The sequence below is a fragment of the Halomonas sp. HP20-15 genome, from assembly GCF_033446685.1.
Lineage (GTDB): Bacteria > Pseudomonadota > Gammaproteobacteria > Pseudomonadales > Halomonadaceae > Modicisalibacter.
In genome coordinates, this window is record NZ_JAWQLY010000010.1 from 48944 (window position 1) to 68358 (window position 19415).

Here is a 19415-nt window from a genome sequence, read left to right on the forward strand (position 1 = left end):
AAATCGAAAACGAAGCGACCGATCTCCGCCCCCCAAGTTGCGCGTACAGACTACCGCGGATACGTCACCCCGGCTGCTACGCTGATTAGCGTATCGCTTGCCACTCATCTGCCAGTCAAGGAGGACGGCGCTTGCAACCCTTGTTCTTCAATGAAGCCATTGCCCTGTTGCGTGTGGCGCTGATGGGCGTGATGGCTTATGTCGCGCTGGTCTTGCTGCTGCGCGTGTCGGGTCGGCGCACGCTATCGAAGATGAACGCCTTCGACCTAGTGGTGACGGTGGCGCTGGGTTCGATCCTGGCGACCGTGATCCTCAATCCCGGGGTAACGCTGGCCCAAGGCAGCCTGGCGTTCGGCCTGCTTATCGCCATGCAGTACGCGTTGACCTGGAGCAGCGTGCGTTGGCCTTGGGTGCGCCGGCTGGTGACCGGCGAGCCGGCCTTGCTGCTGTACCACGGCAAGCCCTTGCCGGGAGCGCTGTTGCGGGCGCGGGTGACCATGGACGAGTTGCGCGCGGCGGTGCGCGCCGCCGGTCTGGTGTCGCTCGACGAGGTCGAAGCGGTCGTGCTGGAGACCGAGGGCTCGCTGAGTGTGGTGCGCCGAGACCCGGGCGCGACTGAAGGCGCTTCGAGCCTGGAGGGCGTCGAGTTGCCGGGCGACGAGGCTCGCCGCTGAGCCTTCGGCTTGCTGCTGGCCGGTCAGAAGCCAAGCTGCTGCAGAAAGTGCGGTAGCAGCGCCGGCTCTAGGGCGAGCGCGATGACCACGCCGCCGATAGCGCCGCCCAGGTGCGCTTCGTGGGCCAGCCCGCCGGCCTGACCGGGTGTGCGGCTACGCATGGCATACAACGACAGGGCGACGAAGCCGATGGCGAACAGGATCGCCGGAATGGGAATGGCGAAGAACAGATAAAGCAGCCGGAACGGCTCGTAGAGGCAGAAGGCGAACACCACCCCGGTGATCGCGCCCGACGCGCCGACCGCGGAGTAGCGCGGGTTGCCGCGCTGGACGATCAGCACCAGCCCCTGGGCGGCAAGATCGGAGCCGAAATACAGCAGCAGATAGCGCAGCGGCCCGAGGCCGGCCTCCAGCCAGGGGCCGAAGAAGTACAGTGTCAGCATGTTGACCAGCAGGTGCGCGCCGTTGACGTGCAGGAAGCCCGCGCTCAGCAGGCGGTGGAACTCGCCGTGATGCAGGATGCGCTCGGGGCGAAAGGCCAGCTTGGCGAAGAGTTGCGGCCGGCGATGCAGCACGAACAGGCTGATCGCGACGTTGGCGACAAGCAGCGCCAGAGTGATCGGCGTTTGAGTCAGATCGAGCATGGCGTTCCCCGCTGTGTCTGCTGGTGAGTACGCTGAGAGGGTGGCACGGCGCTAGCGTACAGCATGCCAGGCTCCGGTGTAGTCCGTTTCGCCGCCGGCCGTGAAACGCTTGCCAGCGTCGCGCCGTGGCGTCAGGATTCGACCTTCGATACGTTTTTATCCCGAAAGTTACCCGCCCAGGAGCATGACGATGAGCCAGGCAAGCGCACGCCACATACTGGTGGACAGCGAAGCGAAGTGTGAGGAACTCAAGGTCGAGATCGAGGGTGGACGCGATTTCGCCGAGGTGGCCAGGCAGCATTCGAGCTGCCCGTCGGCGCGCAACGGCGGCGATCTGGGCTCGTTCGGCCCGGGCCAGATGGTGCCGGAATTCGACAAGGTGGTGTTCAACGGTGAACTGAACACCGTGCATGGGCCGGTGAAGACCCAGTTCGGCTACCATCTGCTGGAAGTCACCAGCCGCTCGTGACGAAGGGCTGGGGTCGCAAAGCCGCGAGGATGACCTCGCGGCTTTTTTATGAGGGGTCGGTTTGGCCCATGCGCAGGGCGCAGAGCCTCACCCGGCGCGGAGCGGCCTGTTCTACACTGTTTGGGGCGGCGCAACATAAACATAATCATAACCCTGCCGGAGACAGCTCATGTCGAATCCGAACCTCGAAATCAAGAGTCGCGAGCCCAGCCTCTATAACGAGGACCTGGCACCCATTCCCCGGTCGCAACGTAGCTGGGGCTGGTTCGAGATCTTCAATGTCTGGTCCAACGACATCCAAAGCCTGTTCGGCTACACCCTGGCCGCTTCGCTGTTCCTCAGTTACGGGCTCAATGGCTGGGCGGTGATGGCGGCGATCGTGCTGGCCGGGGTGGTGGTGATGGTGCTGGTCAACTGGTCGGGCGCGCCGAGCGTACGCTACGGCATTCCCTTCCCGGTGCTGGCGCGGATCAGCATGGGCGTGTTCGGCGCCAATTTCCCCGCCCTGGTTCGGGCGGTGGTGGCGATCTTCTGGTACGGCGTGCAGACCTATTTCGCCTCGACCGCGGTGGCGCTGCTGATCAATTCGCTGCTGGGCATCGAGGGCGGCGCGCAATGGCTGGGCATGACCGTCGTCGGCTGGCTGTCGTTCCTGCTGGTATGGGTCTTCCAGATCGTCCTGTTCTGGCACGGTATCGAGCGCATCCGCCAGTTTCTCAACTGGGCGGGGCCGCTGGTCTATGTGGTGATGATCGTGCTGACCGCGGTGATCTGGTACCAGGCCGGCGACGAACTGCTGCCGGCGATAGGCACGATCTTCAGCGGGGAGGGCGACTACGCCGGCGGCTCGGTTGGCGCGTTCATGGCGGTGACGGGGACGATGATCGCTTACTTCGCCGCGGTGGTGATCAACTATGGGGACTTCTCGCGCTTCGTGCGCAGCGAGCGCGAGATGAAGATCGGCAACTTCCTGGGGCTGCCGCTCAACGTGGCGTTCTTCTCGTTGATCGCGCTGATCGTCACCGCCGGGACCGTGGTGCTGTTCGGCGAGCGACTGACCAATCCCACCGATATCATCGCCCGGGTCGATTCGCTGCCGCTGACATTGATCGCCGCACTGACCTTCTTCGCCGCCACGGTGGGTATCAATATGGTCGCCAACTTCGTGCCTCCCGCCTACGACCTGGCCAACCTGATGCCGAATCGCATCGATTTTCGCATCGGCGGGCTGATTACCGCGGTACTGGCGCTATTCATCGGTGGCCTGTGGGTGGCGCTCATCAGCCAGATCGGCATCGCCGGCTTCGTCAATACCCTGGGCGCGGTGCTGGCGCCGGTCTATGGCGTGATGATGGCCGACTTCTATCTGATCAAGCGTCAGCGGATCGACATCGAGCAGCTGTTCACGGCCGACCCGCAGGGCGAGTACTACTATCGCGGCGGCTGGAACGTCCATGCGCTGGGCGCTTTCGCGGTGGCCGCGTTATTCTCGGTGGCCTCGGTCTGGTGGCCGACGCTCAGCGTGCTCTCGGGCTACGCCTGGTTGCTGGGAGCGTTACTGGGCGCGGTGCTTTACTACCTGCTGATGAGGCGCGCCACGGCGCCGTTGACCGTCAGTCGCTGAGTCCGCAAGCACGAGCCATGCAACCTCTGCGCCGAGTGCCTGTCGGAAAGATAGCTTTCGTCACTACGTTATCGATCCAAGGAGACATCCCGTGCTCGACACCATTCAGCAATTCTTCCAACGTGCCCTGAACGTTCCAGAGGCCGATGGTCAGCGTCAGGTGACGCTGGAGCTGGCCACCGCGGCGCTGCTCTGCGAAATCGTGCGTGCCGATCAACGCACCGCCCCGGCGGAGCTCGCTGCCTGGCGACGAATGCTGCAGGAGCGCTTCTCGTTGAGCGCCGAGCGGGTCGACGAATTGATGGAACTGGCGACTCATGAGGCGGACCAGGCGGTCGATCATTTCCAGTTCGTGCGTCTGGTCAACGAGCATTACGACTACGCCGACAAGGTCGCGCTGGTGGAATTGATGTGGCGGCTGGCCTACGCCGACGAGGCGCTCGATGCCCACGAGGAGCACCGCATTCGCAAACTGGCGGATTTGTTGTACGTCCGCCACAGCGATTTCATTCGCACCAAGCTGCGGGTCCAGGAGGAGCGGGGCGGGGCGTCGGCGTGAGGGCGTGCGCCGGCCTGCGCCTTTAGCGGCGCGGGCTCTGGTGCCAGGGCAGGCCGGCGCGGGCGCTGCGTTCGAGCTCGGCGATCACCTGGGCGCCGAGCAGCAGGATCACCGCACCGATCTCGAGGCTCAACAGCACGACGATCAGCGTCGCCAACGAACCGTAGACGGCGTTGACGTAGGAGATGTTGGCGAAGTAGTAGCTGAGGATCAGCCGAACGATTTCCCACAGCAGGGCGGCGACGAAGCCCCCGATCAACGCGCGATGCGGGGCGATACGCACCACCGGCATGATCTTGTAGATGGCACTGAACAGCCCGCACATGCCGACGAAGCTCAGCACATTGAGTGAAACCACGGCCACGCTGGCCGAGGGCAGTTCGATATCGAACAGCATTATCACCATCTGATTGAAGGCGTTGCCCATCGCGACCAGCACGGTCAGCGCCAGCAGGCCGGCGCCGAGCACCAGCATGAAGGCGTAGGGCAGCAATGCCGAGACCCAGAAGCGGCGCTTCTGGGTCTCGTCGGGCTGATGGAAGATCAGGGCGATGGAGTCCTCGAGCATGCGAAAGGCGAACGAGCTGAAGAACAGCAGCACCAGAGTGCCGACGAAACCCACGACATTGCGCGAATCGACCAGGGTGCGCACCGAATCGAGAATCACGTCGGCATGGGCCGGTGCCAGGTGCTGGGCCTGGATGGCGATGATGCCCAGCAGGCGCTGTTCGTCGACGATGTGGGTCAGCAACACGCAGAGCAGGGCGAACAGCGGTATGGTCGAAAGCAGTACGTTATAGCCGACGCCGCCCGCCAGCAGAATGCCCCGATTGTGCAGAAAGGCGACGAGTACGCGCCATGAAAACTGCCAGATCTGGTGGACCAGGACGAGACGTTGCATTCCATTCCCTTGCAGCTTGGGCCAAAGGCCCGGAAACAATGGCGCTTCCGACAATCGTTGTCGATTCCCTGCCGGGCGGCTGGCAACGAGGGTGGCTGTCATCCGACACTGACAGTATCCGCCAGGAAGCGGTCGAGCACCAAGCCGCGACAGGAACCAGAACGCGTGATGAGCGCGATAGCGAGCACCCGCTGGTCGGTTGCATGTCATGGGTTGGCCTCGGTGAGGCTACAGCGGTCATGGGCAGCGTCAAGAGGAGTCGGCATGGCCAGCGATAGTGCTGAAGGTAATCCCCTGCGACCGGTTACCCGTTTCGTCGCCGACGCCATGCTGGCGCGTCTGGCACGTTGGCTGCGGGCGCTGGGCTTCGACACGCTCTTCGATCCGGCGATCGACGATCCGCAACTGGTGCAACTGGCCGAGCGCGACCAGCGCTGGTTGCTGACGCGCGACCGAGCGCTCGTCGCACAGCGCCGCCCGAGCCGCAGCGTGCTGATCGCCGCCGACGCTCCGCTCGAGCAGCTTCGCGAGGTGGTCGAGCGCTGCCAGCCGGCATCGCCGGCGGCGCTGTTCACCCGTTGCCTGGTGTGTAACTGCCTCTTGCAGGAAGTCTCCCGGGCCTCGGCAGCGCCATGGCTGCCTGAACGGGCCCGAACCCTTCCCGATCCGGTTCGTTACTGTCCGCGTTGTCAGCGTCATTACTGGCCGGGCACCCATACCTGGCGCATGCGCGAGCGGCTGGCAAGAACCCTGCCCGAGTGGTTTTCAGAGCGCAGCTGACACGCCGAAGACATGGCATGGCCGCTGGCGATTCCATGGGTGTTTGGGTGTGCCGGCGCCCACTTCGCTTTCGAAGCGCTCTCGGCCGTGATCGTAAAGCTTTCGGCGAAGCCGGCCGATAACACCAGAAGATAATCAGCGTTAGCCGCTTGATACCATGCTACGGGAGCCGATTAGAAGACGATGGTAGAACACTATGGGTATGACCCCTGGCTGGTCGGCCTGTCCTTTGCCATGGCATCCCTGGCCTCACTGACGGCGCTCAACCTGGCGGGACGGCTGCGCGACACCGCTGGCCTGGCGAGATACGCCTGGCTGGCCGGCGGTGCCTTCGCGATGGGTGCGGGCATCTGGGCGATGCATTTCATCGGTATGCTGGCGATGCACACGGCGATGCCGATGCGCTATGACCTGACGATAACGCTATGGTCGCTGCTGGCCTCGATACTCACCTCGGCCCTAGCCCTGGCATTGGTGCGCAAGGCGCAACTGAGCGTCGTACGCCTGCTGTTCGGCGGCGCGGTCATGGGGCTCGGCATCTGCCTGATGCACTATCTGGGCATGCAGGCGATGCAACTCGAACAGCCGATCAGCTATCGAATGGACCTGCTGCTGCTGTCGATCGTCGTGGCGATCGTCGCGGCGAGCGGCGCGCTGTGGCTGTTCTTCCGGCTCAACCCACACGGCACGAACAAACGCACCACCTTGCCGGTGCGCTGTCTGGCGGCGTTGGTCATGGCCGTCGCGATAACCGGCATGCATTACATCGGCATGGCGGCCGCGGACGTCGCGATGGTACCGGCGCCGTCGAGCGAGCCGGCATTTTCGTCGGTCGCGTTTTCCGTGGCGATCGCGACCGTCGTAGCGTCGATTCTGCTGCTGGCGTTGCTGATGGCGATCTACGATGGCCACTTGGCGACGAAGAACGCGTTGTTGGCCGCGTCCCTTAAGGAAGCCAACCACGAGCTGCAGTCGTTGGTGACGCTGGACGTGTTGACCCGGCTACCCAACCGGTTGTTTCTGGAGCAGCGCCTGCAGGAGGTGCTCGGGCGTTCGGAGCGCAATCAGCAGCCATTCTCCGTGTTGTTCGTCAATCTCGACCGCTTCAAGACGGTCAACGACTCGCTGGGTCATCATATCGGCGACACGCTGATCAAGCGCGCGGCGCAGCGGCTTGCCGATGCGGTGCGCAATCAGGATGCTGCGGCCCGGGTGGGAGGCGACGAATTCATGATCGTGACCGGCGAGGGCACCTGCCGGCGGGGCAGCGAGACGCTGGCGCAACGCATCGTCAGTTCGCTGGGCGAACCCTTCCAGCTCGGCGAGCAGATCGTGTGTATTTCGTGCAGCGTCGGCATCAGTTGCTACCCGGGGCATGGCGACACGCCTCACGAACTGATGACCCATGCCGATGCTGCCATGCATCACGCCAAGAGCCTGGGACGCAACAATTACCAATGCTACGAGCCGGGGTTGAGCTCCGTCGCCGAGCGTCGCAACCACCTCGAACGTCGTCTGCGTCTGGCGCTCGTCAACGACAGCCTGAGCCTCGCCTACCAGCCCAAGGTCGATGTGCTCAGCGGTGAGGTCACCGGGGTAGAGGCGCTGCTGCGCTGGAACGACGAGGAACTGGGTCAGGTGACGCCGGACGAGATCATCCCCGTCGCCGAGGAGACCGGCTTGATCCTGCCGGTGGGTGAGTGGGTGCTGCGCACCGCCTGCCAGCAGGTGCAGCGCTGGCATGCCAAGGGCATGGCGATGCTGCCGGTGGCCGTCAACCTGTCGGCCATTCAACTCAACAACCAGCATTTCGTCGGCATGGTCGAGAAAATTCTGCTCGAGACGCAACTGCCTGCGGGCTATCTCGAGTTCGAGCTCACCGAGAGCGCGATCATGCAGAATCCCGACAATGCATTGCGCATCCTGCTGCGCTTGCGCAAGTTGGGCGTGATGTTGTCGATCGACGACTTCGGTACCGGCTATTCGAACCTTTCGCAGCTCAAGCGGTTCCCGATCAACCGCTTGAAGATCGACCGTTCGTTCACCGCGGGCGTGACCAGCGACCCGCAGGATGCCGCCATCGTCAAGGCGGTCAGCATGCTGGCGCACTCGCTCGATCTGGACATCGTGGCCGAGGGCGTCGAGACGGACGAACAGTTGGCCTTCATCCGTGAACTCAAGGGGCACCAGTACCAGGGCTACCTGTGCAGCAAGGCGCTACCGGCGACGCAACTGGAGCGCTTCCTGCAGGCACGCGTGGCACTGCCCGCCTGAGACGGCGGCGACCCCGCATTGCGCCAGGGCCTGGCGCAATGCGGGGCGAGAGCGCCGGCCACGACCCTGGCTACCACAAGGCCGGTCATGCGCGCTATGCTGCGCCCCGGCCGAGTGCCGTGGCGTGGCGTGGCGACTCGCACGCTGGCGCCAAGCCGTCTCCGGTACTCCAACACCTTGTGGCCCCGACCGGCCCCGCCTCAGGAGGCTTCATGCTGGAAATCTCCCGCCAGGTCAGCCTGGCCGACAGTGAATTCGAGGTTCAAGCCGTGCGCGCCCAGGGCGCGGGTGGCCAGAATGTCAACAAGGTCGCTTCGGCGGTGCACTTACGCTTCGACATCCGGGCCTCGTCGCTGCCCGACCTCTACAAGGAACGCTTGTTGGCGCTGGCCGATCAACGCGTCACCCAGCAGGGCGTGATCGTGATCAAGGCGCAGCGCTACCGGACCCAGGAACAAAACCGTGAGGATGCCCGGGCGCGGCTGCGCGAGCTCATTCGTAGCGTGGCGCGCGAGCAGCGCAAAAGAGTACCCACCCGCCCCAGCAAGGCGGCCAAACGCCGGCGCATGGACGCCAAGACGCGCAAGGGCAAGCACAAGGCGCTGCGCGGCAAGGTCAAGGGCGAGTGAATGATCGTTGCTTACTAGGCGATGTTGAATTTTCGGTCTACTCAATTAGTGAATTCGTCTTGCTCATCGGGCCGTTCATGGCCATGGTAAATCGGTACGCAGCCGAACATAGGAGATGATTCATGGCCGAAACACCGTCGGAGCAGCCCCAGAATACGCCTCAGAGCCCTTTCAAGGATAACCGGGTACGCATCGTGGTGGTGGTCGCGGTCATCGCGGTGATCGTGGCTATCTTCGTGGCATCCAACGCCAGCTCGCAGAAGGAGGAGTGGCAGGCCCAGCGAGAGTCGATGCAGGCGCAGATCGCCCAGTTGCAGAACGAGCGGCAATCGCTGCAACAGCGCAACGCCGATTTCGAGGAGGCCTATTCCAGCGTCGAGGCGGCCCAGCAAGAACAGCAGTCGCTCGAGAAACAGAACAGTCAGTCGCAGGAGCAGCTCAGTCAGTTGCAATCGCAGATCAAGGACGTGCAGGCCCAGCTCGAGGAGCAACAGACTCAGCTGGCACAGCGCACCCAGCAGCTGAATGCCCTGCAGGATCAGGTCGGTCAGGCCCAGACCAAGCTCGAGGATCTCAACGGCCAGGCCCAGCAGGCCGAGGAGCGGCTCGACAGCGCCCAGTCCGAGCTGCAGCAGGCGCAGCAGGAAGTCGCGGATGCCGAAGGCCGTCACGCCGAGCTCGAGGAAAAGGTCAAGGCGCAGCAGTCACGGCTCGAGGAGTTGGGCGAGCAGGTCGATACGCGGCAATCGGAACTCGCCGATATCCAGGGCGAGACGGCCACCGCCAAGGAAAACCTCGAGCAGGCCAAGCAATCGCTGGCCGAAGCGCAGCAGCGCGAACAGTCGATAAGCGCTCAGGTCGAGTCCGCGGAGCAGCGTCTAGGCGAGCTGCAAGCGCAGATTCAGACGCGCATCCAGCGTCTGGGCAGCCTCCAGGCCCACATCGCCAACGTCCAGCAGGAGCTTTCCAGCATCGCCGCGATGCAGAAGACGCTGAACGAACTCTCCCAGCGCATCGGTTCCGCTACGTCAGCCGAGGGCGAGGCGTCCTCATCAGGCGCGCAGGACGCTTCGGGCCAACCGCAGAGCGGCTCCGGCTCCGGGCAGACCGATGGCGGCCAGCAAAGCAATGGCGGCCAGAGCGGCGATTCGCAAGGCTCGCAAGGCCAGGCTCAGCCCTCCGACCAAGGGGGCCCGCAGCAGGGCGATCAGCCACAGGGCGGTTCCGGGAGCCAGAGCGAACAGGGTGAGGAAGCATCCACGCAACCCTGATCATGCCTCACGCCGCTGATCTCATTTCGCCCGGCCAATGGCCGGGCGTTCTCGTCGATGCCTGCCGAAGCGCAAGCTAGACGCCGAACGGATAGGTCTCGGGGATGAGTTCCGGACGCCATAGTTCGCTTTGTTCGAAGGGCTCGACGGCACTGCTGGTGTCGACGTGGAAGACGGCATCGAACTGGCGCGGTAGCGAGGCCTGGAAGTAATGACTATGGCGTTCGCTTTCGGGGCGATAGATCACGCCGATCGCGCGTTCGAGCCGCAACTCCTGAAGGGGTGCTACCCGTTCGCTATCGAGCGGCAAGTAGAAGCGTTCCAGACCGCTGTCGTGGAACAGTCGCTCGTAACTGCCTTCCAGCGAGGGACGCACCCAGCGCTGCTCGACGGGTTCGTTCCAGTCGTAGGCGGCTGAGACGTGGCCGGTGTGCGTCGTGAAACCGACCAGTAACGCCGCATCGTTGCCGAAGCGTTCGCGAACCAGCTGGCCGATGTTGTGCTGATGCCGGTGCCAGCCCATTTCGGCCCCGCGTGCGTCGCCGAGATGCGAGTTGTGTGCCGACCTGCTTGATCAGCCGGTCGTAGTCGCCGGGCTGGCCTTCCAGGCGCGAAGCCAGCGCTTGCACGCAATCCAGGGGCGTCATGATGGGTCACCTCCTGCTCTCCTGATGCCGATACGTTGACTGTAGCCAAGCCGTGCCCGAGGCGCATGGGCAGCGCAGCGGCCGATTGGGAGCGAGAAGGGCGGCAGCGTGTACTAGGCTGGTTGCAAAGTCATCGCGCCAATGGGCAGGGAGATAGCCACCATGCAACACGACGAATATCGTCACCACCTCGCGCCGCTGGCCGGCAGCGAGTGTGCCTTCGAGGAAGCGGAGCTACAGCGGCGGCAGGACGCCGTCGTCAAGGCGATGAGGGGCGCCGACATCGATGCGCTGCTGCTGACCGCGCCGGCCGACATCTTCTACCTGACCGGTTACAGCACCTTCGAGGTTTCGGTCCATTCGGCGCTGGTGGTGACCGCCGATCATTTGATGCTGCAGGTGCCCTCGATCGAAGTGGGGCCGGCGGTGACCTGCACCCGCATCGAGGATATTCGCAGCTACCGCTGGGAGGGCCTCGCCGAGGTGCTCGATCCATTGACCGAGGTGCTGGGCGAGGTGGGCGAACACATCGGCATCGATCCATGGCATGGCTCGATGCGCCAGGGCGTGCTCGATGCGCTGCGCCAGCGGCTGCCGAATCATGAGTTCGTCGATGCCTCGTCGCTCCTGCACGGCATCAGAATCGTCAAATCGTCGGCCGAGATCGAGTGCCTGACCGAGAGCGCGCGGGTCACCGGGCTGGGCATCGCGGCGGCGGCCGACGCGGTACGTGCCGGTGCCACCGATAGCGAGGTCGCCGCGGTAGGCGCGCAGGCCCTGCATCAGGCGGGCAGCGAATTCATGAGCATGCAGCCGATCGTGGTGGCCGGCGCGCGCAGTAGCGTCGGTCATCTCAATCATCGCCGCCGGACGATCGCCGCCGACGAGTCGGTGTTCCTCGAATTCGGCTCGGCCTGGAATCGCTACACCGCGCCGATGATGCGCACCGTGGTCGCCGGTCGGCCATCGTCGCGGATGGTCGAGGTGTTCGATAACTGCCGGCGTATCTACGATGCGCTGCTGTCCGCGATGCGCCCCGGCGTCAGCTTCGACAGTGCGGCCCGCGACGCCGAGGCGGCCTTCGATGCGCTGGCCGGGCGGGCCTATTTCTCCGGGGTGTTCGGTTACGCGGTGGGCGCCCAGTTCCCGCCGTCCTGGGTCGAGGGCTCGGGGTTCATCGCCCGCGGCCAGAGCCGCTGCTTCGAGGAAGACATGGTCTTCCACCTGCCGCTGTGCCTGCGCCTGCCCGGCGAGTGGGGTATCGGTTGCAGCGACACGGTGCGGGTCACCGCCGATGGCGGCGTGCCGTTGACCGCCAACCCGTGGTCGCTGACCGTCCGCTAGATGGTCGGTATTGGGCGCGTCGCACGCTTGGTTATCACCGCTCGGCGCGCGTTATACTGCGGGCAAGCTGGACGCCGGCCGAACCCGGTGTCGAGACATTAAAGGAAAGGAGTCAGCCGTGATCGAGGGTGTGAAGCATATCGTGGCCGTTGCGTCGGGCAAGGGCGGAGTCGGCAAATCCACCGTGACCGCCAACCTGGCCCTGGCGATGGCCGCCGAAGGCTACCGGGTAGGCCTGCTGGATGCCGACATCTATGGCCCCAGCCAGGCGCAGATGCTGGGCATCCCTGAGGGCACGCGTCCCGAGGTGGTCAGTGAAAACAGCTTCAAGCCGATCATCGCCCATGGCCTGCAGGCGATGTCGATGGCGCTGATGGTCGATGTTAACGAGCCCATGGTGTGGCGCGGCCCGATGGTTACCGGGGCCTTCCAGCAGCTGCTCAACCAGACGCTGTGGGACGACCTGGATTATCTGTTCATCGACATGCCGCCGGGTACCGGCGACATTCAATTGACGCTGGCGCAGAAGGTGCCGGTTTCCGGCGCAGTGATCGTCACCACACCCCAGGACATCGCGCTGCTCGATGCGCGTAAGGGCATCGAGATGTTCCGCAAGGTCAATGTACCGGTGCTGGGCGTGGTCGAGAACATGAGCCTGCATATCTGCTCCAATTGCGGGCACAGCGAGCCGATCTTCGGTGCCGGTGGCGGCGAGCGGATCGCCGAGCAGTACGACACTCGCCTGCTGGGGCAATTGCCGCTGCAACTGTCGATTCGCGAGCAGGCCGACGGCGGCCGGCCCAGCGTGGTCGCCGAGCCCGATGGCGGGATCGCCGCGACGTTCCGTGAAGTGGCGCGGGCCGTGGCCGAAGGCGTCGAGGGCCAGAGCGAGGAGGGGCCGAGCATTTCATTCGGCGAATGACGCGCTGTCGAAAGCGACGCGCTTTTGAAACGCTGCGGGGGCCGTTATGATGACGGCCCCTTTTTATCGATCCCGAACATGATCGCGTTTCGATCCCGATCACGATCGCGTTTCGACCCCAACCATGATCGCGTTTGGATTCATTTTACGATCGCGTGAACCCGAGGACGCCCGATGAGCATCAAATCCGATAACTGGATTCGCCGCATGGCCGAGCAGCAAGGCATGATCGAGCCATTCGAGTTCGATCAGGTCCGTCACGTCGACGGGCAGCGGGTGATCTCCTACGGCACGTCCAGCTACGGTTACGATGTGCGTTGCGCCGACGAGTTCAAGGTGTTCACCAACATCCATTCGGCGGTGGTCGATCCCAAGAGCTTCGACGAGAAGAGCTTCGTCGACGTCAAGGGCGATGCCTGCGTGATCCCACCCAACTCCTTCGCGCTGGCGCGCACCGTCGAGTACTTCCGCATCCCGCGCAGCGTGCTGACCATCTGCCTGGGCAAGTCGACCTATGCGCGCTGCGGAATCATCGTCAACGTCACCCCGCTGGAACCGGAATGGGAAGGTCACGTGACCCTGGAGTTCTCCAACACCACCAACCTGCCGGCGCGCATCTACGCCAACGAGGGGGTGGCGCAGATGCTGTTCCTGGAATCCGACGAGGAGTGCGCGATCTCCTACAAGGACCGCGGCGGCAAGTACATGGGCCAGCGCGGCGTGACCCTGCCGCGGACCTGAGGCGGGCAAGTACCGGAGGCGCGCCGCTGCATTCACGGCCGAGCCAGTAGGGCTCGGCCGTGTCGTTTCAGCTTGATGAACGCTACGCTCGTACGCCAAAGCAGGTTAGCGTCGACTACGCTGGGAAGACATGGCTCGGTTGGTCGGATGCCATGTCCCTGTCGATCCTGCGAGGCGCTGAGTCATGGCCAACTCTTCCGCAACCCATCGGCCCGTTATCGGGGCAACCCATCGTATGCGCTATTGGCCGGTCATCCTGACCGCCTGGCTGTTTTCGACGGGGGCCGCCGGGTATTCCGGGCTGGTCGTGTTCGGCGATAGTCTCAGTGATTCGGGGCAGTTTCCCGATCCGGAGCGCCTCGCTCAGGGGGAGCTCGGCAGCCTGCGCTTTACCAACCGGGTGGGGCCCGAGTATCGGGCGCCTGCGCCTTACGGAGAAGTCAGCACCCAGCGCCTGGCCGATGCCCTGGGGTTGGCACCGTTGCTGCCTTCCACCTCGGTCATTCGCGACCAGTTGGGGTTGCCGGACGGCACCAATTACGCCACGGGCGGCTATACCACCGCCGATATCGTCGCTTCCATCACCCAGCCGGACGGCTCCGTCGTCAGCCAGTCGGGGCTGACGCTGCGTACCCGCGACGGTTACCTGGTGACCACGGGTGGCAGTGCCGCCCCCGAGGCGCTGTATTACGTCAATGGCGGCGGCAACGATTTTCTCGATGGCCTGGTTACCCAGACGGCCGATGCCATCGACAGTGCCGACACGCTGGCCCGGGGCATCGATGCCTTGGTCGCGGCCGGCGCCCGAACCATCGTGGTCTCGAATCTGCCGGACGTGGGGCAATCGCCGGCCGGGTTGGTCTCGGGCCAGCGCGAAGCGTTCTCGTCACTGGTCCAGGTTTACAACCAAGCCTTGGGCGAGCACCTGGCCCGCTACGATGGAAAGCTCGACATCATTCGGCTGGATGTTCCCGGTCTGTTCGCCGACGTGACGAGCTCGCCTGCCGAGTTCGGGCTGGCGACGGATATCCCCTTGGCCAATGTCTGCTTCAGCGATCCCCTTTGCGATACCTCTGCCTATGGCCTGGCGTCGGGCAATCCGGATCCGTCTCGCCTGCTGTTCTACGACACGGTGCACCCGACCACGGCGGGCCAGCAAATACTCGCCGATTATGCCTATGCGCTGATCAGGGCACCGCAGCTACTATCCCTGAGTGGCGAGTTGGCCGTGGGATCGCTGGCGGCACAACAGCAGGCCATCGCCAGCGAATTGCGCCCGGGTATGCAGGGGCGGGGCTTACGGCTGTTCGTGCAGGGCGATCATCAGGGAGGTGCATCGCGAGGTTTCGTCGCTGAGCCACAACTCGACGCCTCGCACAGCGCGGCGAGTGTCGGGGCAGTAATGCCGCTCGCTCGGGGCTGGGTGGGCGTGGCTGCCGCCCAGCGCGAGGCCTCACTCGACCATCCCATGGATAGCGAGCTCGACGGTCAGGCCTTCAGCCTGTTCGCGCGACAGCAGTTCGGGCGGGTCGGGGTGCAGGCGATCGCCAGCCGGGGCGATTTCGATCTCGATCTGCAGCGCCGAATTGCGCTGGGGTCGGCGGTTCGCGTGCTCGATGGAACCACCCAGGCGGATGGTTGGGCCGGCGATCTGCGCCTCGATTATCGACTGACGGCCAGCGACTCACCCTGGTACACCGCACCGTTCATCGGCTATCGGCATGTCGAGGTCGAGATCGAGGGCTATCGCGAGCAGGGCTCGGCTGCCAATGCCTTGATCGTCTCCGAGCAATCGGTGACCGAACGCCAAGCGGAAGCCGGCTTTCTGGTGGACCGAGCCCCGGCGGGCGGTCTTGGGTTCTTTGCGGAACTGGCCGGAGGGCGCTATCTCGACGGGACCCGTGAAGGCGCCGAGGTCAGACTGGCATCGCTGCCGACCAATCGCTGGTCGGGCGAGGAGCGTGAGCGCGAGGATCAGGGTTACCTTCGTCTCGATGCGGGGCTGCGCATGCGGCTAGGGGATTTCACCGTTCAGGCGGGGGGCGGCGTGCAAGGCTGGAGCGAGGCGGCAACGCATGTGCAATTGAGTGCGGGCTTCTCGTTCTGAGTATCAATGGCCGGGAAGCCATGGCCCGCTGACAATTGCGATATGTAGACTCCAGAAAGTCATCTGTGACTATCCTGACTCAGTCATCGAGCTCTTCGTCCAGCTCTTCAGCTGCATCCTCATGCGACAGCCGCATGCCATGCGGCGGTAGTGCCGCGCCGTCGAGCAGCGGGCCTTCGGCGCCGAGCTGCAGCCGGCCCTCGAGAAACCAGCGCACGGCGATCGGGTAGATCAGATGCTCGCGGGCGTGGATGCGCTCGACCACCTGCTCCTCGCTGTCGCCGGGGCGCACCTTGAGGGCGGCCTGCATCACCACCGGTCCGCCGTCGAGGTCCTCGGTGACGAAATGCACGCTGACGCCGTGCTCCTCGACGCCGTCGGCGAGCGCCCGTGCATGGGTGTCCAGGCCAGGGTAGGCAGGCAACAGCGAGGGATGGATGTTCAGCAGGCGGCCGTAGTAGCGCTGCACGAAGCGCGGCGTGAGGATGCGCATGAAGCCGGCCAGCACCACCAGGTCGGGCTGGTGGCGCTCGATCACCTTGATCAGCGCGCCGTCGAAGGCCTCGCGGCTGTCGTACTCGCGGTGCGGCAGGGCGACCGCTTCGATGCCCGCGTCATGGGCGCGCTTGAGGCCATACGCATCGGCCTTGTTGGAGATCACCGCGACGATCTCGCCGCCCAGCTCGTCGTACGACTGGGCGTCGATCAGCGCCTGCAGGTTGCTGCCGTTGCCGGAAATCAGCACCACCACGCGGCGGGGCTCGGCGGCCTCGGCGGTGAAATCGTTGAGCGTGTCGCTGCTCGCGTCGTCCTGGCTCATGCCTCGAGATTCTCCATGCGGACCTGTTCCTCGTCGCCCTGGCGAGCCTCGATGGCGCCCAGCCGAACGACGGTCTCGCCGACGTCGGACAGATGCTGCGCGGCGGCATCGGCCTGGTCGGCGGGTACCACCACCACCATGCCGATGCCGCAATTGAGTACGCGATACATCTCGCGCTCGGCGACGTTGCCCTGACGCTGCAGCCAGTCGAAGACCGCCGGGCGCTGCCAGGCGCCGGCGTCGACGCGCGCGGTGAGATGCGTGGGCAGCACGCGGGGCAGGTTCTCGAGCAGGCCGCCGCCGGTGATGTGCGACAGCGCGTGCACGGCGAGGCCGCTATCCCTGATCAGCGAGAGCAGCGGCTTGACGTAGATGCGCGTCGGCGCGAGCAGGGCGTCGCCGAGGCTGCGGCCGTCGATGTCTGTCGCCAGGTCGGCAGCGCTGACCTCGAGGATCTTGCGGATCAGCGAATAGCCGTTGGAGTGCGGACCCGACGAGGCCAGGCCGAGCAGCACGTCGCCCTCGGCGACCCGGCTACCGTCGAGGATCTCGGACTTCTCGACCACGCCCACGCAAAAGCCCGCCAGGTCGTAGTCGCTGCCTTCGTACATGCCGGGCATCTCGGCGGTCTCGCCGCCCACCAGTGCGCAACCGGCCTGCAGGCAGCCTTCGCCGATGCCGGTGACCACGTCGGCGGCGATATCCACATCGAGCTTGCCCGTGGCATAGTAGTCGAGGAATTGCAGCGGTTCGGCGCCGGCGACGACGAGGTCGTTGACGCACATCGCCACCAGGTCGATACCGATGGTGTCGTGACGGCCCAGCTCCATCGCCAGACGCAGTTTGGTGCCCACGCCATCGGTGCCGGTGACCAGGACCGGTTGACGATAGCCGGCCGGCAATTCGCACAGCGCGCCGAAGCCACCCAGCCCGCCCAGCACTTCGGGGCGATGCGTCCGCTTGGCGACGCCCTTGATGCGGTCGACCAGCGCGTTGCCGGCGTCGATGTCCACCCCGGCGTCCTTGTAGCTCAGCGAAGGGGGCGTAGGTTTGTCGGAGGCGCTGCGGGTCATGGCGTGTCCTGTCTTAGAGAGCCTGGCGTAATAGCCTGTCGAGAATGACCTAGAGGAGAAAGCGCGCGCATTGTAGCATCGCGCCTGCCGCGGTGCATCGGCGTGCCGACGCGCATGATGGAGTGATACGCATGACACGATTGCAAGTCTGGACGCTGCTGGGCGTGGCCGCCATGGTCTGGCTGCTGGTATTGCTCGAGCCGATCCTGATGCCGTTCTTCGTCAGCATGATCCTGGCCTACCTGGGCGATCCGCTGACCGACTGGCTGGAAGCCAAGGGCCTGTCGCGGCGCCTGGCGGTGAGCGTGGTGTTCCTGGTGCTGTCGCTTTTCCTGATAGTCGCCTTCGTGATCCTCATCCCGCTGATGGGTCGCCAGCTGGGGCAGTTGATCGAGGCCCTGCCGGACATGTTCAACTGGGTGCAGGCCACGGTCCTTCCCTGGGTGCGCGAGGTCTCGGGGCTCGACTTCAGCACCGATTTCGACCAGCTGCGCCAGGGCCTGATGGCCAACTGGAAGGAGACCAGCACCTTCGCCGCGGGCATCCTCGCCCAGGTATCGCGTTCGGGGTTGGCACTGGCGATCTGGATCGGCAATCTGGCGTTGATTCCGGTCGTGACCTTCTATCTGCTGCTCGACTGGGATCGCCTCAAGCGGCGCGTCCGCGACCTGCTGCCGCGCCGCTACGAGCCGACGGTGACACGCCTGGCAATGCAGTGCGACGAGGTGCTGTCGGCCTTCCTGCGCGGTCAATTGCTGGTGATGCTGAGTCTGGGCATCGTCTATGCCGTGGGGCTGACGCTGCTGGGCATCCAGTTCGGCGTGCTGATCGGCCTCGTGGCGGGTCTGGCGAGCATCGTCCCCTATCTGGGCGTAATCGTCGGCCTGGCGATCGCCGCGATCGTGGCCTTCTTCCAGTATGGCGACGTGGTGCATCTACTTGGTGTGGCGGCGGTCTTCGGCATCGGCCAGATGCTCGAGGGTATGCTGCTGCAGCCGCTGTTGCTGGGCGACAAGATCGGGCTGCATCCGGTTGCGGTGATATTCGCCGTGCTTGCCGGCGGCCAGCTGTTCGGCTTCACCGGCATCCTGCTGGCGTTGCCGGTGGCGGCGATGGTCATGGTATTATTGCGTTACCTGTATGAACGCTATAAAAACAGCCACTTGTATGAGGCCGAGGGCCCGCCCCGCGGCAACGAGGATAGCCAATGAGCACCGGGCCGACGCAGCTGCCGTTGGGCGTAGGGCTACGCGACGACGCAACCTTCGGCAACTTTCTGCCGGGCGACAATGCCGCCCTGGTGGCCAAGTTGCGTGCCCAGCTCGACGACGACGGCGAGGCCTTCATCTACCTATGGGGCGCGCCTGGATCGGGGCGCAGCCATCTGTTGCAGGCCGCCTGTCACGAGGCCAGCGCACGTGACCGGCGGGCGCTGTATCTGCCGCTCGACGACTTGGGCCATTTCCCCCCGCACATGCTCGAAGAGATCGAACGCCTCGACCTGGTGGTGATCGACGATCTCGACGCGGTGGTCGGGCGCAAGCGCTGGGAAGAGGGCCTCTTCCATGGCTTCAATCGCCTGCGCGATGCCGGCAAGCGGCTGGTGATCGCCGCCTCGGCGGCGCCCCGGCAGCTCGATATCCAACTGCCCGATCTGGCTTCCCGGTTGAGCTGGGGCATGACCTTCCATCTGCAGCGGCTCGACGACGTGCAGCGCTTCGAGGCCTTGCAACTGCGCGCACGCAGTCGCGGAATGCAGCTTCCCGATGAGGTTGCGCGCTACATCCTGCACCGTGGGCCACGCCAGCTCAACGAGCTGTTCGCGACCCTCGAGCGGCTCGATCGCGCCTCGCTCACCGCCCAACGCAAGCTGACCATCCCCTTCGTGAAGCAATCGCTGGGCTGGTAATTCAAGCTCTGCCTGAAACTGGCTGTG

18 protein-coding genes and 1 pseudogene are annotated in these 19415 nt (G+C 64.7%); 14 read left to right on the top strand and 5 right to left on the bottom strand.

Annotation, left to right across the window (positions count from 1 at the left end; all coding sequences use genetic code 11):
• Nucleotides 1-131: 131 nt before the first annotated feature.
• Entirely contained in the window at nt 132-674 is a 543-nt protein-coding gene (locus tag R6258_RS13850) for a DUF421 domain-containing protein (protein ID WP_318451255.1), read from the top strand.
• Between the two features lie 23 nt (nt 675-697).
• On the opposite strand, the gene R6258_RS13855 is transcribed toward R6258_RS13850, so the two are convergent.
• On the bottom strand, nt 698-1318 hold the full coding sequence (locus R6258_RS13855) for a rhomboid family intramembrane serine protease (protein ID WP_318451257.1): 621 nt from the start codon (nt 1316-1318) through the stop codon (nt 698-700).
• Between the two features lie 190 nt (nt 1319-1508).
• Here R6258_RS13855 and R6258_RS13860 point away from each other — a divergent pair, with 190 nt between their 5' ends.
• From R6258_RS13860 to R6258_RS13870, 3 genes are all read left to right on the top strand, one after another.
• The gene (locus R6258_RS13860; RefSeq protein WP_318451260.1) at nt 1509-1787 is read left to right on the top strand and encodes a peptidylprolyl isomerase; all 279 of its coding nucleotides are present in this window, start codon (nt 1509-1511) and stop codon (nt 1785-1787) included.
• Between the two features lie 169 nt (nt 1788-1956).
• A complete protein-coding gene (locus R6258_RS13865) occupies nt 1957-3411 on the top strand; it encodes an NCS1 family nucleobase:cation symporter-1 (protein WP_318451262.1) in 1455 nt (484 codons plus the stop codon).
• 91 nt (nt 3412-3502) lie between these two features.
• On the top strand, nt 3503-3970 hold the full coding sequence (locus R6258_RS13870; protein ID WP_318451264.1) for a TerB family tellurite resistance protein: 468 nt from the start codon (nt 3503-3505) through the stop codon (nt 3968-3970).
• Between the two features lie 22 nt (nt 3971-3992).
• Here R6258_RS13870 and R6258_RS13875 read toward each other — a convergent pair whose 3' ends face one another.
• Nucleotides 3993-4871, bottom strand: a complete 879-nt coding sequence (locus R6258_RS13875) for a YihY/virulence factor BrkB family protein (protein WP_318451266.1) — start codon at nt 4869-4871, stop codon at nt 3993-3995.
• Nucleotides 4872-5135: 264 nt separating this feature from the next.
• Here R6258_RS13875 and R6258_RS13880 point away from each other — a divergent pair, with 264 nt between their 5' ends.
• From R6258_RS13880 to R6258_RS13895, 4 genes are all read left to right on the top strand, one after another.
• The gene (locus R6258_RS13880) at nt 5136-5651 is read left to right on the top strand and encodes a Mut7-C RNAse domain-containing protein (RefSeq protein ID WP_318451267.1); all 516 of its coding nucleotides are present in this window, start codon (nt 5136-5138) and stop codon (nt 5649-5651) included.
• Nucleotides 5652-5834: 183 nt separating this feature from the next.
• Complete coding sequence (locus tag R6258_RS13885) at nt 5835-7925, top strand: putative bifunctional diguanylate cyclase/phosphodiesterase (protein WP_318451268.1); 2091 nt, start codon at nt 5835-5837, stop codon at nt 7923-7925.
• 212 nt (nt 7926-8137) lie between these two features.
• Nucleotides 8138-8554, top strand: coding sequence for an alternative ribosome rescue aminoacyl-tRNA hydrolase ArfB (arfB, locus tag R6258_RS13890; RefSeq protein WP_318451270.1), 417 nt, complete (start codon nt 8138-8140; stop codon nt 8552-8554).
• Nucleotides 8555-8676: 122 nt separating this feature from the next.
• Entirely contained in the window at nt 8677-9825 is a 1149-nt protein-coding gene (locus tag R6258_RS13895) for a hypothetical protein (protein ID WP_318451272.1), read from the top strand.
• A gap of 76 nt (nt 9826-9901) precedes the next feature.
• Here R6258_RS13895 and R6258_RS13900 read toward each other — a convergent pair.
• Nucleotides 9902-10375, bottom strand: a pseudogene (locus tag R6258_RS13900) (erythromycin esterase family protein); the annotation flags it as partial.
• A 259-nt stretch (nt 10376-10634) separates the two neighbouring features.
• Between R6258_RS13900 and R6258_RS13905 the strand changes: the two are divergent.
• The 4 genes from R6258_RS13905 (at nt 10635) to R6258_RS13920 (ending at nt 15586) form a co-directional block, all read left to right on the top strand.
• Complete coding sequence (locus R6258_RS13905; protein ID WP_318451274.1) at nt 10635-11816, top strand: Xaa-Pro peptidase family protein; 1182 nt, start codon at nt 10635-10637, stop codon at nt 11814-11816.
• Between the two features lie 118 nt (nt 11817-11934).
• On the top strand, nt 11935-12738 hold the full coding sequence (apbC, locus tag R6258_RS13910; protein WP_318451276.1) for an iron-sulfur cluster carrier protein ApbC: 804 nt from the start codon (nt 11935-11937) through the stop codon (nt 12736-12738).
• A gap of 174 nt (nt 12739-12912) precedes the next feature.
• A complete protein-coding gene (dcd, locus tag R6258_RS13915; RefSeq protein ID WP_136064018.1) occupies nt 12913-13479 on the top strand; it encodes a dCTP deaminase in 567 nt (188 codons plus the stop codon).
• Nucleotides 13480-13663: 184 nt separating this feature from the next.
• Complete coding sequence (locus R6258_RS13920) at nt 13664-15586, top strand: autotransporter domain-containing protein (RefSeq protein WP_318451279.1); 1923 nt, start codon at nt 13664-13666, stop codon at nt 15584-15586.
• A 79-nt stretch (nt 15587-15665) separates the two neighbouring features.
• Here the strand turns inward: R6258_RS13920 and purN are convergent, their stop codons facing one another.
• Together purN and purM are read right to left on the bottom strand one after the other, a co-directional pair.
• Nucleotides 15666-16406, bottom strand: coding sequence for a phosphoribosylglycinamide formyltransferase (gene purN / locus R6258_RS13925; protein ID WP_318451281.1), 741 nt, complete (start codon nt 16404-16406; stop codon nt 15666-15668).
• A complete protein-coding gene (purM, locus tag R6258_RS13930; RefSeq protein ID WP_318451283.1) occupies nt 16403-17479 on the bottom strand; it encodes a phosphoribosylformylglycinamidine cyclo-ligase in 1077 nt (358 codons plus the stop codon). Before purM ends, purN begins: the two co-directional genes overlap by 4 nt.
• 131 nt (nt 17480-17610) lie before the next feature.
• Here purM and R6258_RS13935 point away from each other — a divergent pair, with 131 nt between their 5' ends.
• Together R6258_RS13935 and hda are read left to right on the top strand one after the other, a co-directional pair.
• Nucleotides 17611-18690 carry an AI-2E family transporter gene (locus tag R6258_RS13935; RefSeq protein WP_318451285.1) on the top strand — a complete coding sequence of 360 codons (1080 nt, stop codon included), beginning with the start codon at nt 17611-17613 and terminating at the stop codon, nt 18688-18690.
• Nucleotides 18687-19388, top strand: a complete 702-nt coding sequence (gene hda, locus R6258_RS13940) for a DnaA regulatory inactivator Hda (protein ID WP_318451287.1) — start codon at nt 18687-18689, stop codon at nt 19386-19388. The genes R6258_RS13935 and hda overlap by 4 nt, the downstream gene beginning before the upstream one ends.
• Nucleotides 19389-19415 lie beyond the last annotated feature (27 nt).

Coding starts and splice junctions, on each gene's coding strand:
- R6258_RS13855 (WP_318451257.1), bottom strand. CDS start 1,318: ATGCTCGATCTGACTCAAACGCCGATCACTCTGGCGCTGCTTGTCGCC.
- R6258_RS13860 (WP_318451260.1), top strand. CDS start 1,509: ATGAGCCAGGCAAGCGCACGCCACATACTGGTGGACAGCGAAGCGAAG.
- R6258_RS13865 (WP_318451262.1), top strand. CDS start 1,957: ATGTCGAATCCGAACCTCGAAATCAAGAGTCGCGAGCCCAGCCTCTAT.
- R6258_RS13875 (WP_318451266.1), bottom strand. CDS start 4,871: ATGCAACGTCTCGTCCTGGTCCACCAGATCTGGCAGTTTTCATGGCGC.
- R6258_RS13880 (WP_318451267.1), top strand. CDS start 5,136: ATGGCCAGCGATAGTGCTGAAGGTAATCCCCTGCGACCGGTTACCCGT.
- R6258_RS13885 (WP_318451268.1), top strand. CDS start 5,835: ATGGTAGAACACTATGGGTATGACCCCTGGCTGGTCGGCCTGTCCTTT.
- arfB (WP_318451270.1), top strand. CDS start 8,138: ATGCTGGAAATCTCCCGCCAGGTCAGCCTGGCCGACAGTGAATTCGAG.
- R6258_RS13895 (WP_318451272.1), top strand. CDS start 8,677: ATGGCCGAAACACCGTCGGAGCAGCCCCAGAATACGCCTCAGAGCCCT.
- R6258_RS13905 (WP_318451274.1), top strand. CDS start 10,635: ATGCAACACGACGAATATCGTCACCACCTCGCGCCGCTGGCCGGCAGC.
- dcd (WP_136064018.1), top strand. CDS start 12,913: ATGAGCATCAAATCCGATAACTGGATTCGCCGCATGGCCGAGCAGCAA.
- R6258_RS13920 (WP_318451279.1), top strand. CDS start 13,664: ATGGCCAACTCTTCCGCAACCCATCGGCCCGTTATCGGGGCAACCCAT.
- purN (WP_318451281.1), bottom strand. CDS start 16,406: ATGAGCCAGGACGACGCGAGCAGCGACACGCTCAACGATTTCACCGCC.
- purM (WP_318451283.1), bottom strand. CDS start 17,479: ATGACCCGCAGCGCCTCCGACAAACCTACGCCCCCTTCGCTGAGCTAC.
- R6258_RS13935 (WP_318451285.1), top strand. CDS start 17,611: ATGACACGATTGCAAGTCTGGACGCTGCTGGGCGTGGCCGCCATGGTC.
- hda (WP_318451287.1), top strand. CDS start 18,687: ATGAGCACCGGGCCGACGCAGCTGCCGTTGGGCGTAGGGCTACGCGAC.